Source organism: Chelatococcus sp. HY11 (genome assembly GCF_018398335.1).
GTDB lineage: Bacteria > Pseudomonadota > Alphaproteobacteria > Rhizobiales > Beijerinckiaceae > Chelatococcus.
This window is the reverse complement of the sequence record NZ_JAHBRX010000001.1, coordinates 1,556,496-1,571,872: the sequence shown is the minus strand read 5'-3', so window position 1 is coordinate 1,571,872 and position 15,377 is coordinate 1,556,496. Positions and strand designations below refer to the sequence as shown.

General features: G+C 62.7%; 12 protein-coding genes. 4 read left to right on the top strand and 8 right to left on the bottom strand.

The window, feature by feature from the left end; translation table 11 throughout:
• Positions 1 to 9: 9 nt before the first annotated feature.
• The 8 genes from KIO74_RS07360 to mgtE all read right to left on the bottom strand — a co-directional run bounded on the left by KIO74_RS07360 (position 10) and on the right by mgtE (position 7,658).
• Positions 10 to 537: a chromate transporter gene (locus tag KIO74_RS07360; protein WP_213331392.1), complete on the bottom strand. Its 528-nt coding sequence runs from the start codon at positions 535 to 537 to the stop codon at positions 10 to 12.
• On the bottom strand, positions 530 to 1,183 hold the full coding sequence (locus KIO74_RS07355; protein WP_213331391.1) for a chromate transporter: 654 nt from the start codon (positions 1,181 to 1,183) through the stop codon (positions 530 to 532). The genes KIO74_RS07360 and KIO74_RS07355 overlap by 8 nt, the downstream gene beginning before the upstream one ends.
• A complete protein-coding gene (locus KIO74_RS07350; protein ID WP_213331390.1) occupies positions 1,180 to 2,019 on the bottom strand; it encodes a hypothetical protein in 840 nt (279 codons plus the stop codon). Before KIO74_RS07350 ends, KIO74_RS07355 begins: the two co-directional genes overlap by 4 nt.
• Positions 2,020 to 2,269: 250 nt before the next feature.
• Positions 2,270 to 4,042 (bottom strand): S8 family serine peptidase, encoded by a 1,773-nt coding sequence (locus tag KIO74_RS07345; protein WP_213331389.1) that lies wholly within the window; start codon positions 4,040 to 4,042, stop codon positions 2,270 to 2,272.
• A gap of 39 nt (positions 4,043 to 4,081) precedes the next feature.
• The gene (locus KIO74_RS07340) at positions 4,082 to 4,774 is read right to left on the bottom strand and encodes a hypothetical protein (protein WP_213331388.1); all 693 of its coding nucleotides are present in this window, start codon (positions 4,772 to 4,774) and stop codon (positions 4,082 to 4,084) included.
• Positions 4,771 to 5,331 carry a sigma-70 family RNA polymerase sigma factor gene (locus KIO74_RS07335; protein ID WP_213331387.1) on the bottom strand — a complete coding sequence of 187 codons (561 nt, stop codon included), beginning with the start codon at positions 5,329 to 5,331 and terminating at the stop codon, positions 4,771 to 4,773. Before KIO74_RS07335 ends, KIO74_RS07340 begins: the two co-directional genes overlap by 4 nt.
• Positions 5,332 to 5,499: 168 nt before the next feature.
• The gene (locus KIO74_RS07330) at positions 5,500 to 5,931 is read right to left on the bottom strand and encodes a hypothetical protein (protein WP_213331386.1); all 432 of its coding nucleotides are present in this window, start codon (positions 5,929 to 5,931) and stop codon (positions 5,500 to 5,502) included.
• Between the two features lie 332 nt (positions 5,932 to 6,263).
• A complete protein-coding gene (gene mgtE, locus KIO74_RS07325; RefSeq protein WP_249730889.1) occupies positions 6,264 to 7,658 on the bottom strand; it encodes a magnesium transporter in 1,395 nt (464 codons plus the stop codon).
• Positions 7,659 to 7,963: 305 nt separating this feature from the next.
• Here mgtE and pyrC point away from each other — a divergent pair, with 305 nt between their 5' ends.
• The 4 genes from pyrC to KIO74_RS07305 all read left to right on the top strand — a co-directional run bounded on the left by pyrC (position 7,964) and on the right by KIO74_RS07305 (position 15,324).
• Complete coding sequence (gene pyrC, locus KIO74_RS07320) at positions 7,964 to 9,004, top strand: dihydroorotase (protein WP_213331385.1); 1,041 nt, start codon at positions 7,964 to 7,966, stop codon at positions 9,002 to 9,004.
• Positions 9,005 to 9,202: 198 nt separating this feature from the next.
• Entirely contained in the window at positions 9,203 to 12,661 is a 3,459-nt protein-coding gene (pyc, locus tag KIO74_RS07315; RefSeq protein ID WP_213331384.1) for a pyruvate carboxylase, read from the top strand.
• Between the two features lie 614 nt (positions 12,662 to 13,275).
• Positions 13,276 to 13,812, top strand: coding sequence for a cold-shock protein (locus tag KIO74_RS32180; RefSeq protein ID WP_349629155.1), 537 nt, complete (start codon positions 13,276 to 13,278; stop codon positions 13,810 to 13,812).
• Between the two features lie 342 nt (positions 13,813 to 14,154).
• Positions 14,155 to 15,324 carry a patatin-like phospholipase family protein gene (locus KIO74_RS07305; protein WP_213331382.1) on the top strand — a complete coding sequence of 390 codons (1,170 nt, stop codon included), beginning with the start codon at positions 14,155 to 14,157 and terminating at the stop codon, positions 15,322 to 15,324.
• Positions 15,325 to 15,377: the final 53 nt, after the last annotated feature.

Genomic DNA, 15,377 nt, shown 5'->3' with positions numbered 1-15,377 from the left:
CGTCACGCCCTATTGAAGTGCGAGAAAGCCGATGACCCCGCCCGCCAGAATGAAAAGGGCGGGGTTCACGCGCTTGACGAAATAGACGCCGAGAAAGACGGCGATCGCCATGGCGATCGTCGCGGCTCCCTCGATCGCAGTGCGCGCGATGGCGATCGCGCCGGCCGCCATCAGGCCCACGACGAGCGGGGCCAGGCCCTTCTGCAGGGATTCCCGCCAGGGCGAGCCCTCGAAGTGGTCCCAGACTCGCGATGCGCCAAGGGAGATGAGGCTCGCGGGCAGGAAAAATCCGGTGAACGCAAGCAGCGCCCCGAGATAGCCGGAGACGTGGTAACCGATCACCAGCACCATCAGCATATTGGGTCCGGGTGCGACCTGGCCGAGGCCGTATATGTCGCGAAACTGGTCGTCGTTAAGCCACTGATGGCTGTTGACGACGAGTTCCTTCATCTCTGGCAGAACGGCTGTTCCTCCGCCGACGGCGAGCACCGACAGAAGCGAGAAAACGCCGAAGACGCTGAGATTTGAATCACTCATGCCCACGGGCCCTCGAGGCTTCACGCGCTATGGCGCTGGGCGCAGCGTCACCCGATGAGTCCGCGGTCGCCGATCGCGTCGGCGCCTTTGGCCGATAGAGAAAGACGGCGACAGGTCCCACCGTGAATAGCACGACAAGCAATGAAACGCGGAAGTAGCTCACCAGGATGATCGTCGCGACAATGATCGCGATGTCGATCAGCGAGCCGAACTGTTTCCGGCCGATTTGCAAGGTGACCGCCGACAGCATGCCGACGGAGGCGGCGCCGACGCCGACGAGCGCCGCATTGACGGCTGGATTGTGGGAATGCGCGGCATAGAGAACGCCGAGCACCATCACGAGTGTCGCACCGGGAAGCGTCATGCCGAGGAAAGCGATGAAAGCGCCGATCGGCCCGCGCAGCCGGTCGCCAACAATGACGCTCATGTTCGTGGCGTTGAGCCCCGGAAGCGTCTGGGCGATTTCAAGCGCTGACAGGAAGCGCTCCTCATCCAGCCATCCTTTCTGCAAGACGAGACTGTTGCGCAGATAGGCGACGACCCCGCCGCCAAAGCTTGTGGCGCCGATGACCAGAAACGTCAGAAAGATTTCGGCCAGCCCGACGCGCGCCGGCTGGCCGGTGTCGGTGGATGCCGGGGCGATCATTCGTGGCCGACCGTCACGGCTTTGCCGAGGCCGTAGACGAGTGCGGTCTTGGTCGTTCCCAGGGCGACCCACTCCGGCTCCTGCGTCTGTACGTCCAAGAAGAAGTCCTCGGAGCGCTTCTTAGCCTTGGCATGCAGATCGTCGTACCGACTGAACTTGGTCTGGAACGCAAATTCCCCGATGAGCGGTGTTTCGCTCGCGCGGTTGCGCCATACCGCGATTGTCGCCTTCGCGTCGAGGTCGCGGCCGAAGGAGAACGTGCCCACATTCACCTGCACTTCCTCGACCGAGAGATTATTGACAAGCTTGATCTTGGATGCGCCGGCTCCGCTGCGAAGCTGGCCAAGCGCGGGAAACACATTCGCGATATGCTCTATGCCCTGATTCAGCTCGAGGCCGGGGCTTATCAGCACGCAATTATGCGAATAAAGGCTGCGCATTCCCCCGAGGCTGTCCTTGAGCGGAAGAATCTCCTCCTTGAACTTGATGGCGGCGCTGCATTGCAGATGCGGCGTCATATCGATGGCCGCCGCGCTGTCAAGATTGGGGTGGCGATATTTGAACGTCAGTTCATGCGCGGGGTCTGGCCAGCCATCGGTATAGAAGGTGCGGCGACGCAGAATGAACGCGTTCTTGTACAGCGCATGGTCGTTCGTATCGTAGAACAGGACTTCCCGAACCTGACGCTGGAAAGCGTTCTTGTTGGTCTCGACATTGACCTTATGCTTGGCGGCGATGGCGCAGATTTTCTTCCAGAAAACCTCGAACTGTTGAGGATTGAAGAAACGCTCCGGCCGCAGAAGTATTTTGTATTCGCGATAATGAAGGTCTTCCATTCCCGAACTCGCGACATGAATGGCGATATTAGTTCCCTAGATGGCACGCATGAATATCCAGAGGCGCGAATATTCAGATTCAGTCGTGCCGCGCGCGCTTTCAGAAACAGGCTCGTCCCCGTTCGCCAGAGCACCATTGCGACTGTCACATGAATGTCATGCGGTATCAGTTGCGGGATTTCAACGGCAAAATTGTATCCTCCCGATCGTCTTGCTCATCGTGGTCAACGTCGCCTCAGCCACGTTAACCTCAGGGCGTAGCGGTGAGCGTCGGCGCAGACTTGGGCTTGGCCGTCTCGGCCGGCTGCACGATCCGTGACAGCGCCGCGGCGGCATCGATGAGACCGGCTCCGAACGTGTTGTCGTGCCCCTTGGGGCCGAGATCGCGCGCTGTCGCGCTGAGCGTCGCGCGTAACTCCTCCCCCCTCAGTTCGGTACGCGTCTCCCGCAAGAGGGCCGCAGTTCCGCTGACATACGCGGCCGCGAACGAGGTGCCTGACGATTGCTCATAGGCGCCGCCGGGAATGGGAACGAGAATATCGACGCCTGGCGCCGCTGCCGCCACATGCGGCCCCGCCGCCGCCTTCTCGTAGATGCGTGTCTCGACATCGACGGCGGTGACGGCGATGACGTCGGGATGGGCCGCCGGGAAGACGGGCGGCGCTTTGGCTCCGCCATTACCCGCCGCCGCGATGAGCAACAGGCCGCGCTGGCTGCTTGCCCTGAGCGCTCGGGAGAGAAGCCCGTCACGGGGTCCGGCGAAGCTGAGATTGGCGATGTCGGCGCCATGCTTGACCGCCGTGTCGAGCCCACTCACGACATCGAGGCTCGTGCCGCTCGCGCTGTCGCCGGTCTCGCTGAAGGCGTCGATGCCGAGAATGCGCACGGCAGGGGCGGCGCCGATCATGCGCGCACGGGCGGCGATGATCCCGGCGATGCCCGTTCCATGGGGAGAAGGTTTTCGCGCACTCGACTGAGGTACAAGGCTGCCGGAGAGCTCCGGATGGGCGCCGTCGATCGCCGAATCAATGACCGCCACGGTGACGCCCTTGCCACGCGCGATGGACTGTGCGGGACGCAGATTCATAGCTTCCAGCGCATACTGCACGCTTGCGAGATCGGCAGAACCCGTGACGGCTGGTGCCGCGGTGGCCGTGCTCGCTGCGGCCGTCGGCGGCGCGGGCTGCTCCGCCGCCAGAACGCTATCTTCCTGCAGGCGGAAGATATGGTTGGGTTGGGCGCTTGCCACGCGCTGGTCAGCAGTGAGCGCACGCACGACGGCGGGGACATTCTGGCCGCGTGGCAGCCGCGCGCGGATGATGGTGATCCCTAAGAGATCGATCGGCCGGCGTTCCAGAACGGTCAGATTGAAGCGCTGTGCGACCGCGTCGGCGTCGGCTGTAGCAGCGTCGGCGCTCAGCTCGAAGAGAACCTCATCGGCGACGAATTGGTCGCTGGCGACTGACGCGGGCGGGGAGGCCGGCGGCGTCGTACGGGCGGGGGCGCCCGCGGGTGGCTTCTTCGCCGGCGGCTGTTTGACCGTCTTTTTCGGGGGCTGTTTTGCCGGTTGGACCGCGCGGGGACGACGCGGACGCGGTTCAGCCTCGTATCCGCCGTCGTCGACGTAGACCGGCGGCGGGGCAGGGCGAACGAACGGAGGCACGATAGGGCCGCCATAGAGCGGCGGACCGCCGTAACCGGGCGGGCGCCAGGGGCGCTCCGGCCGGCCGGGGTAACCGGGGTCGCGCGGGCGCCGCCGCGTATCATAGCCGCCACGCGGCATACGCTCTGGCCGCTGATCGTAGCGTGGGGACGTTTCGCTCGGATAGCGCCCGCTCGCCTGCGCCATGAGCTGGCCACGTCCATGGCTGCCTAGGATGTCGGCCTTGGCTGGCTGCGCCAGCGTGACGAACACCAGACTTGAGAAGCCGGCCAGGAGGGCAACAGTCGCCGCGAGGTGGTCGCTGTTTAGCGTCTTCCCCCGCCGCGCTATGGCTGGCGCCAGACTTGCTGTTCCTGTCATAGACGCCTCCTTAATCTTACCGGGAGATCCCGATATGAGTCAGTTCGTCGGAGCGACCAGCCTGACGATGCCTTTGGCGTTGTTCAGCCGCGCCAGGCGGGAAGCCATGGCCGTGCTGTCGCCGCTATCGGCAAAGCGAAGCCGGAACAGGCCTCCTGCGCGCGGTCCTTCGACAATTGATGCATTGAGCTCGCCAAGCAGCGCCGTGATCTGCTCAAGCCGCGCGGTGGGCTCGAAGGCGACGAGCACGGAATGCGCGCCCGACGTCATATTGCCCGATCCGGACGCGACTTCGTAGGTCGCGCCCGGGGTGCGCGCGGCCATCAGCGCGGCAACGATGCCTGCCTGCAGGGCCACCAGTGCGGCGGCGGACAGCGCCGCGAATGCGAGCTTGCGTGGTGTCAGCGCTCCGAGCCAGATGCCGAGCTGTTCGAGCCAGGGGAACTGGCGTGGCGGCTGACGCGCGGCGGGTGTGGGCTCCGCGTCGATCGCCGCGAACAGCTTTCCGGCCATGCGTGTGGACGGCGCGGCGATGCTTTCTGCGGCATGGATGACGTCTGCCTGATCCTCGCGGATCAGCGCGAGCTGGACGCGCAACCCGGCATCAGCGGCAAGCGCCTTCTCGACCGCCGCCGTTTCGGCATCGTCTAGGGTCCCGGCCGCATACCAGGGTAGCAGGGCCTCGATCGGCTCCGGCGCGTCGCCGGGGTGTTGGGTCGTGGTTGGGCTCATGGCCACCCCCTGTCCAATCCAGCCGCCTTGCAGAGTTCCGACAAGCGCTTGCGCGCATGGAACATCCGCGTCTTCACCGTGTTCTCGGGGATCTCGAGGATACGGCTGACGGCTTCGATCGGCTCTTCGTGATAATAGACCAGATCCATGACCACGCGGTGCTCCGGCGTGAGCCTGTCGAGACACTGACGCATGATCGCGGCCTTGTTGATCTTCTGGGCATGGATTTCCGGCGTGTCGTCCTGGTCGGGGATCGCCTCGGCTACCCCATCCTCGAGCTGCTCCTCACGCCGTCGGCGCAGGGCGGAATAGGCTTTGTTGCGGGCCATCGCCAGGAGCCATGTGGAGAGACTTGATCGCTGCTCGAACTGGCTTGCCTGTCGCCAAAGGTCAAGGAAGACCTCGGTCACCACATCCTCGGCGACATCCTCCCGCCCCACCAATCGCAGAACGAACCGGAAGACGCGCAGATGATGGGCGGTGAAGATCGCCCGCATGGCGGCCTTGTCGCCGACCACGAGCCGTTCCACCAGTTCTGCCTCGGACATCCCCGCCATCGTTTTTCCTGGTCGCCGCCACAGGACAGCTTGGCGCGAGCCTGCCGCAGTCTGATACCGTTGCCAATCGCTTATCGTGATCATGGGTCGCTGGCCGCCTGATGATCAGGGGACGGATGGCGGTCCGCCCCCTCGTCGCTTCCACATGGTGTACCCTGTGTCGCGCGATCAATCGCAGATGGTCACTGGCCGCACGACCCTGCCGACACCCTTCACGAAGACCTTGCGATAAACCCGGTAGCAATCTGGCCCGCTTGCGTAGGCGGTGGCGCCGGCGATGCCGATGGCAATCGGGATGCCTGCATAGAAAGCACCGCGCGGTCCCCAGTAGCCCGGACGATGCGGGCGGTAGCCACCACCCCAGTGTGGGCCGGGCTTGCCGGGACCGCCCCAGCCGTGGCCACCACCATGTCCTCCACCACCATGTCCCCCACCGCCACCATGACCGCCGTGGCCCGAGAGAGTGCCAGGCCCGCCGAAGCCGGGGCCGGCATAGGCCGTGCTTGTGAAAGTTGAGACAGTGAGAGCGGCCGTGGCCAGAGCGAAGGCGGCGAGTGCGGTCTTCAGGGAAGGCGCGGATTTCAAAGAGAGAGCGGTCATCGGTGTTCTCCATTTCGAGTGCGGTATCGCCCTCTGCGATCCCGATGACCATTGGTCGCGACGAGGCGGGAAAAGGTTCACGCCCCTCGCGATTTTTTTAGATTTTTTTCGAGGGGCGGATTTGCCCTTTCCCAAGGGCGCGGTCTTTCCGGGGCTTCGCGTCAGCGAAGAGCCCGGAATCCATCAACACGAGGTCTGACAAGAAAACGCGTCGGACGAGGCCCTCCATTTGTCTGGCGTTGTATTCATGGGTTTCGGGCCCGGGCCCGTGGCCCGCCCCGGAATGACGACGGAGGTCCCGGTCGCTTCACCCCGGCAACTGTCCACGCGCCCTACAGCAGGGTTCCGCTGAGGATGACTGTCGCAACCGAGAAATAGATGATGAGGCCTGTGACATCGACGAGGGTTGCGACGAAGGGTGCAGAGGCGCTGGCTGGATCGAAGCCGAGGCGCTGCAGGATGAAGGGCAGCATGGCCCCCGCCATTGAGCCAAAGGTCACGATGCCGATGAGGCCTGCCCCGACCGTTGCCGCGATCAGCATCCAGTAGGGTCCGTAGTCATAGAGCCCCAGTCCCTGCCAGATGCTGATGCGCGCGATGCCGATGGTGCCGAGGATGATGCCGAGGGTCAGTCCGGCCGGCATCTCGCGCAGAACCACTCTCCACCAGTCACGCAACCTGACCTGGCCGAGGGCAAGCGCCCGGATGAGAAGCGAGGTCGCCTGGCTTCCGGAGTTACCGCCCGAACTCATGATGAGCGGAATGAACAGCGTGAGCACGATGGCGCGCTCCAGTTCCGCTTCGAAATGCTGCATCGCCGAGGCGGTCAACATTTCGGAGAGAAACAGGGCGCAGAGCCAGCCGGCGCGTTTACGGATCATCGACAGGAAGCCGATCTGCAGATAAGGCTCGCTGAAGGTCTCCAGGCCACCGAACTTGTGCACGTCTTCCGTCGTTTCGGCGATGATCGCGTCGAGGACGTCATCGACGGTGACGATCCCGAGTATATGTCCGGCGTCATTCACGACAGGCACGGCGAGAAGATCGTGCCGGCGGATGGTCGCGGCAACCGTCTCCCTATCCGTGTCGGAACGAACCACGACAGGCGGCCGTCCCGCGGAAAGGGAAATGATCGTCGCGGACGGGTCCGCCGCTATCAGCCGGCGCAGGGTTATCGCGGCTGTCAGCCGTTGTTCGCCGTCGACGACGTAGATGGCATAGATGGTCTCACGGCTCTGCTCGACAGTGCGGATATGGGCGAGCGCGCCCGCGACCGTCGTCGTTTCCGGCAGGGCCACAAATTCCGTGGTCATGATGCCGCCCGCCGTATCGACGGGGTAGGCGAGCAGCTGTTTCAGCGTGGCCCGGGTGCGGGGCTCGATCCGCGCCAGGAGTTCGTTGCGCAAATGCGCGGCCAGCGTGCCCAGCACGTCGGTCGCGCGGTCCGCCGACATGTCCGCGAGAAAGGCCGCCGCCTCTTGTCGCGGGAGGGCCGCGAAAACCTCGGCTGCTGTCAGGAATTCCGGGCGGTCGCAGACGGCGACCGCGCGACGGCGCGGCAGGACGAGGAGCGCCGCCGCCGCGTCGCTTGGATCAAGCGCTGTGAGACGCTCGACGAGAAGGGCGGTCGAGGGATTGTCTGCATTGAGGTCCTGCGCCAACACTTCTGGCGCCAAGACGTTTTGCGCCAAGACGGCGCGGCCGCGCATCAGGATATCGTTTTGCATGGCTTACTCCGTTGCCGCGCCATGGAGCAGGGCGGCACGGTAAGCCTTGCGGCTCAGCGGGCAGCCATCTCCGGGCGGGCGGTACTACTGTCGCTTGACATCGTGGGGATGGCTCCAAAGCCCCGGCCATCATGGCCGGATACGGGTGTCATGAACCGATTGACGTGTTGCGTCAATCGTCGGACCTGCGTTCCGTAGGACCATATGTGCAGCCACGGGTCTTTTGTCCATGGCGGCGTCCGCGACTGGTATCTGTTCTTGTCGTGATGGCTGGTCTATGACGCGCTGACAGACTGGAGTTGAACATGAGCGAACGCATCACCATCCGCCGCCCCGATGACTGGCATGTCCATCTGCGTGATGGCGCGATGCTCGAGGCGGTCGTTTCCCACACCGCCGGCCAGTTCGGCCGGGCTATCATCATGCCCAACTTGGTGCCTCCGGTCGTCACGACCGCCGATGCGCTCGTCTATCGCCAGCGCATTGAGGCGGCCTTGCCGCAGGGCAGCGACTTCAAGCCGCTGATGACCCTCTACATGACCGACGATACCGACGCCGAGGATGTGGTCGCCGGCTACGCCAATGGCACGATCGCGGCGGTGAAGCTCTATCCGCAGCATGCGACGACCAATTCGCATTTCGGTATCTCGCGCATAGAGGCGGTCTACTCCGTCCTTGCCGCGATGGAACGCACCGGCGTGCCGCTCCTGATGCATGGGGAGGTCACGGATGGGGACGTAGACATTTTCGATCGCGAAGCGGTGTTCGTCGAACGGGTGCTCGAGCCGCTGGCGAAGCGCTTTCCGGGCCTCGTGATCACGATGGAGCACGTGACGAGCGCGGAGGGCGTCGCCTATGTCGAGGGCGCCCGGCCCGGAATCGGCGCGACCATCACGCCGCATCATTTGATGTTCAACCGCAACGCCATCTTCCAGGGTGGCATTCGCCCTCACTATTACTGCTTGCCGATCGCCAAGCGCGAGAACCACAGGCAGGCTTTGCGACGGGCCGCGACTTCGGGCAGCGCCCGCTTCTTTCTGGGCACAGACACCGCGCCTCACACACGCGGCGCCAAGGAGGCCGCCTGCGGTTGCGCTGGCTTGTTCGTCGCGCCGGTTGCGCTTGCAACCTATGCACAGGTTTTCGACGAAGAGGGCGCGCTCGACAAGTTCGAAGCCTTCGCCAGTCTCAACGGCCCGCGGCACTACGGGCTGGAGCCGAACGAGGACACGATCACATTGATCAAGAGGCCGCGTTTCGTGGCCGAGGACGTCACGCTGGGGACGGGCGAGGCCGTGCATATCTATCGCGGCGGGGAGAACACCGCCTGGTCCGTCGCGGATTAAGTGAGCCCGGACGTGACTAACCCTGGATCGTAGCCCGCAAAGCATTCAGCTGCGGATTTCGTCTCCGCTTGAGCATGCTCCGTGGCGTACCCGGCGCATGCTGACATGTCAGGCTTGAATTTCTCATCAATATAGTCTGAATATTGCATCGCAGCAAAATAAGGTGCGCCGCAATGCGCCCATGAGGAGCGATGCATAATGAAGATCAAAAGGCTGTTAGTCGCCAACCGTTCGGAAATCGCGATCCGCGTTTTCCGCGCCGCCACCGAGCTCGGCATCCAGACGGTCGCGATCTACGCCGAGGAGGACAAGCTCTCGCTTCACCGTTTCAAGGCTGACGAAGCCTATCAGGTGGGGCGGGGCGCCCATGGGGAGAAGACACTCGGTCCGCTGGAGGCGTATCTCGCGATCGATGAGGTCATCCGGGTGGCCAAGGCGGCGAAAGTCGATGCCATCCACCCCGGTTATGGCTTTCTGTCGGAAAGTCCTGAATTCGCCGAGGCCTGTGCCTCCGCCGGGATCGTCTTTGTCGGTCCGCGTCCCCAGACCATGCGGACGCTCGGAAACAAGGTCGCCGCGCGTAACCTCGCCATCAGCGTCGGCGTGCCGGTGATGCCCGCGACGGACCCGCTGCCCGAAGATCCAGCCGAGATCAAGCGATTGGCCGCCGAGATCGGCTATCCCGTGATGCTTAAGGCCTCATGGGGTGGCGGCGGGCGTGGCATGCGCCCGATCGAGAGCGAAGACGCGCTCCTTGATTCGGTGATGACCGCCCGCCGAGAAGCCAAGGCGGCCTTCGGTAAGGACGAGGTCTATCTCGAAAAGCTCGTGCGCCGCGCACGCCATGTCGAGGTGCAGCTTCTCGGCGATACCCATGGCAATCTCGTGCATGTGTTCGAGCGCGACTGTTCCATTCAGCGCCGCCACCAGAAGGTTGTGGAGCGCGCTCCGGCCCCATTCCTCGACGATGACCAGCGGCGGGCGCTCTGCGAGTCTGCGCTCAAGATTGGCCGCGCCACCGGCTATGTCGGTGCCGGCACGGTCGAGTTTCTGATGGATGCCGACACGGGCGCCTTCTATTTCATCGAGGTGAACCCACGTATCCAGGTGGAGCACACCGTCACCGAGGTCGTGACCGGGCTCGACATCGTCAAGGCGCAGATCCGCATTGCTGAGGGGGGCCATATCGGCAATGTCGCGGAGACGGGCATTCCTGCCCAGGATGGCATCCACCTCAACGGCCATGCGCTTCAGTGCCGTATCACCACGGAAAATCCGGAAAACAACTTCATCCCGGACTATGGGCGGATCTCGGCCTACCGGGGCGCCTTCGGCTTCGGTATCCGGGTCGACGGCGGCACAGCCTATTCCGGAGCGGTCGTGACGCGCTTCTACGATCCGATGCTGGAGAAGGTCACGGCCTGGGCTCAGACGCCGGAGGAAGCAACGCACCGCATGAACCGGGCGCTGCGCGAGTACCGTATTCGCGGCGTTGCCACCAATCTCACCTTTCTAGAAGCGCTGCTTGATCATCCGAGCTTCATCAAGGCCGAGTACACCACGCGCTTCATCGACGATACGCCGGAACTCTTCCAGTTCAGCCGGCGTCGCGACCGCGCGACGAAGCTCTTGACCTATGTGGCCGATGTCACGGTCAACGGCCATCCGGAGGTCAAGAACCGTCCGCGCCCGCCGGCTGAAGCGCGCAAGCCTGTAGCCCCTGTCTTTGCCGCCGAGAAGCCTGCGGGCACCAAACAACTGCTCGATAATCTCGGCGCCAAAGCCTTCGGCCAGTGGATGCGCACCGAAGAGCGGGTCCTGTTCACCGACACCACCATGCGTGATGCGCACCAGTCGCTGATAGCGACACGCATGCGCACCCATGACATCGTCGGTATCGCGGATGCTTATGCATCCGGCCTGCCGCAACTTCTGTCGCTCGAATGCTGGGGCGGCGCGACCTTCGACGTGGCCATGCGCTTTCTCAACGAGGATCCATGGGAGCGTCTCGCGCTCCTGCGTGACCGCGTGCCCAATCTGATGCTCCAGATGCTGCTGCGCGGCGCCAACGGTGTCGGCTACACCAACTACCCCGACAATGTCGTGCGCTTCTTCGTTGGTCAGGCGGCCAAGGGCGGCATTGATCTCTTCCGCATCTTCGACTGTCTCAATTGGGTCGAGAACATGCGCGTCGCGATCGACGCCGTTGGAGAAACCGGCAAGATTGCCGAAGGCGCCATCTGCTATACTGGCGACATTCTCGACCCGGACCGCTCCAAGTATTCACTGAAGTACTATGTCGGCCTGGCCAAGGAGCTGGAGACGGCTGGCTGCCATGTCCTCGGCCTGAAGGACATGGGTGGCTTGCTGCGTCCGGCCGCCGCCCGTGTTCTCGTGAAGACGCTGCGGGAAGAGGTGGGGCTGCCGCTTCACGTCCACACCCACGACACATCGGGCATTTCGGCGGCGAGCATGCTGGCGGCGATCGATGCCGGCGCCGATGCGGTCGACGGCGCCATGGATGCCATGTCCGGCCTGACATCCCAGCCCTGTCTCGGCTCGATGGTGGAGGCCCTGCGCCACAGCGAGCGCGAAAGCGGCCTTGATCCGGAAGCCATCCGCCAGATCAGCTTTTACTGGGAGGCGGTGCGGGCGCAGTACGCGGCTTTCGAGAGCGACCTCAAGGCTGGCGCTTCGGAGGTTTATCTCCACGAAATGCCGGGCGGCCAGTTTACCAATCTCAAGGAGCAGGCGCGCTCCCTCGGCCTGGAGACCCGCTGGCATGATGTCGCCAAAGCCTATCGCGCGGCAAACGATCTCTTTGGAGACATTGTGAAGGTGACACCGTCGTCCAAGGTGGTCGGCGATCTCGCGCTCACCATGGTGGCGCAGGATTTGACCTCGGCGGATGTTCTCGACCCGAACCGGGAGATTGCTTTCCCGGCCTCGGTAGTGGAAATGCTGCGCGGCGATCTCGGCCAGCCGCCCGGTGGTTGGCCGGAGGGGCTCGTCAGAAAGGCCCTCAAGGGTGAGAAGCCGTCCACGGCGCGGCCGGGTTCGCTTCTCGCTGTTTGCGATCTCGATGCCGCGCGCGCCGATGCGACGAAGGTGCTCGACGAGGACGCCGATGACGCGGCTTTGGCTGCGCATCTTATGTACCCCAAGGTGTTCGCGGAATTCGCGGGCGCGCAGCGTAAATACGGGCCCGTATCCATGCTGCCTACACCGGTGTTCTTCTATGGCATGGGGGTCGGCGACGAGATCTCCGTTGAGCTCGAGAAGGGCAAGGCGCTCGTCGTGCGTCTGCAGGCGATAGGCGAGACGGACGAAGAGGGCCAGGTCCGGGTTTTCTTCGAACTCAATGGGCAGCCGCGCATCGCCAAGGTACCGAACCGCGCCGCTGTCGCCTCGCAGCCCGAACGCCGCAAGGCGGAGGATGGCAATGACGCTCATGTGGCCGCGCCAATGCCTGGCTCTGTCTCCTCTATCGCCGTGACAGTCGGCCAGCCCGTGAAGGCCGGCGATGTCCTCCTGACGATCGAGGCCATGAAGATGGAAACCACCCTGCATGCGCCACGTGATGGCACTGTGACCGAGATTCTCGTGAATCGTGCCAGTCCCATCGATGCCAAGGACCTCCTGATCGTGCTGTCATAAGGCGGTCTCACATAGGGACGGCCGATCGAAGGGGTTGATTGGCTGTCCCTATGTTTCCCGATCGGGTCTTGGAAGCACCTTCCACCGCACGCTTTGGAGGGAGCGTCCCGCCAGAGGAAATGAATGTAACGATTTGAAATAAAAGCGATAATATATGTTGGGATGGGTCGGCGATATAGCTTGTGTTGCTTGCTGGAGCGGTGGGCTTTCAAGCTCCAAGGGGGAGAAGCACGACGCGCGTCTGACCTCGAAGGCGGATGCTTGGGACTTGGCATGCCTTTTTCTCCAGCGCCGGTCTGGAAAAATGACCATAAAAAACTTGCAATTTTACCGCATTTGGGTGCTCGCGCATTGCCCAAATCGAGGTTATGATTTCGCTCGCCACGAGCATGAGGGTTGAATAAAGTTAAGACGTGTAAACGTGTGGTGCGCCGAAACCTTGTTCGGATAAAAGCTATATCTCTCTAGTTGGATCTTCCTGTATGAACCGATATGATGATTCCCGTGATGCGCGCCGCCGGGGCGGCCGTAGAGACGGTTTTGACGCGCGCGATAGCGGCTTTGGGGGCCCGCGCTCTGGTGGAGATCCGCGCGGCGGAGATCCGAGAGACAGCATGTTCGCACCGCCCTCCGGTCCTGTCATCGAAGCAACCGTGAAGTGGTTTAATCCCAGCAAGGGCTTTGGCTTCGTCGCCTGCTCCGACGGCTCGGGTGACGCTTTCCTGTCCTTGCGTACGCTTGAGGCAGCCGGTCATGCCGGCGCAGAAGCGGGTGCGCGCGCCATGGTACGCCTGCGCGACGGACCCAAGGGTCCGCAGGTGTCGGAAGTCGTGGAACTCGAGGATCTGCCACCGCAGCAGCGCGCGCCGCGTCCATCCGCGCCTCGTTTCGGCGGCGGCGGTGGTGGGGGCGGCTATCCGCCCCGCGCCGATGGCCCGTCCGAGGAGCTGAACGGCACGGTCAAGTGGTACAACCGCGACAAGGGCTTTGGCTTCGTCCAGCCTGACGATGGTGGACGGGACGTGTTCGTTCATGCCTCGACCCTCCAGCGCGCCGGCCTCAATGATCTCGCTGAAGGTCAGCGGGTGCAGATGAGCGTGGTGGCTGGTGCCAAGGGGCGCGAAGCGGCGAATATTGCCGAGAGTTACTGATCTCCGTTCACACGGGGACTGTAGCTAATACGCCCGAGCGCGTGGGAACGCGTTTGGGACGTTTGCCCATGGCATATTGCTCGTGGTGCCCGGTACTTGAATGCTTGGCTGCGATCGCAGCAGGAGCCCTCGGGTTATTCCCGGGGGCTTTTTGTTTGTGGGAGAGGCTTGGGGATAAATCACCATGGCTCCCGCTTCCCGCAATCGGCCTTGTCTCAACCCATTCCTCAACCATACTCGCCGAGAGCCTCTAGCTTCACCAGGGCAAGTCACGCTAGCTTTATTCGATAGCGATAGTGGTCTGTTATGTACGCACTTGCATGTGGCGAGAGGGAGTTGGCTATGCCGAGAAAAGTCCTGAGGAAGAGCCACAAGACGGTCCAGCGACCGCCATTTGATTCTATCGCGCTCTTGCTTCAGGGCGGCGGAGCGCTTGGATCATACCAGGCGGGTGTCTATGAGGCGATGGCTGAGGCCGAGCTTCATCCAGATTGGATTGCCGGAATATCTATTGGAGCGATCAACTCCGCCATTATCGCCGGGAATGCCCCAAACGAGCGCGTCGGCAAGCTGCGCCAGTTTTGGGAAGAGATAACCGCGCGCCCTTACTGGGATTTCCTGACGCCGGTGGCTCAGAAGACGGTTCGTGGCGATGCTGCACGTGGTGCGTTTAACCAGTATAGCGCCCTCTATGCCCTGTCAGGAGGTGCCCCTGGCTTCTTCACGCCCCGCTATCCACCTCCGTGGATGATGCCGGCGGGATCACCTGAGGCAACGAGCTACTATGATACGAGCGAACTTCGCAGCACCCTTGAACGGCTCATCGATTTCGACCGGCTGAATCATGATGGCATGCGGCTTAGTGTTGGCGCCGTGAATGTTCGCAGCGGCAATTTCTCCTATTTTGATACAGCCACCCACGTCATCCGCCCCGAACATATCATGGCGAGTGGCGCGCTGCCGCCTGGGTTTCCCGCTGTCGAAATCGATGGTGAATTCTATTGGGATGGCGGCCTTGTCTCCAACACGCCACTTCAGTGGGTCGTGCAGAACTCGCGTCAGGACACCCTGGCCTTCCAGGTGGATCTCTGGAGCGCGCGTGGTCAGTTTCCCGCCGATCTGACACAGGTGTCTGTGCGACAGAAGGAAGTGCAGTTCTCCAGCCGGACCCGTGCCAGTACTGATCAATTCAAGCGAATTCAGCGGCTGCGCGTAACGCTCGCAGATTTTCTTGCCTCATTGCCGGATGAATACAAGACCGGATCGGATTACGACATTTTGAAAGATGCGTCTGATCGGCATCTTTATAATATTGTTCATCTTATCTATCGTTCAAAAAACTACGAGGGCGATAGCAAGGATTATGAGTTTTCCCGGATAAGTATGGAAGATCATTGGCGCGCGGGTTATCACGACGCCGTCCGTTCCCTGCGGCACGAGGAGATCTATCAGCGTCCGACGAATATCGAGGGCGTCATGACCTTCGACTGTGCGACGAGCGGCTATGACTAGGCGGCGCGCGCATCTCAACTATGAAAACGGCCATCCAGGTGGATTGAGGAGTG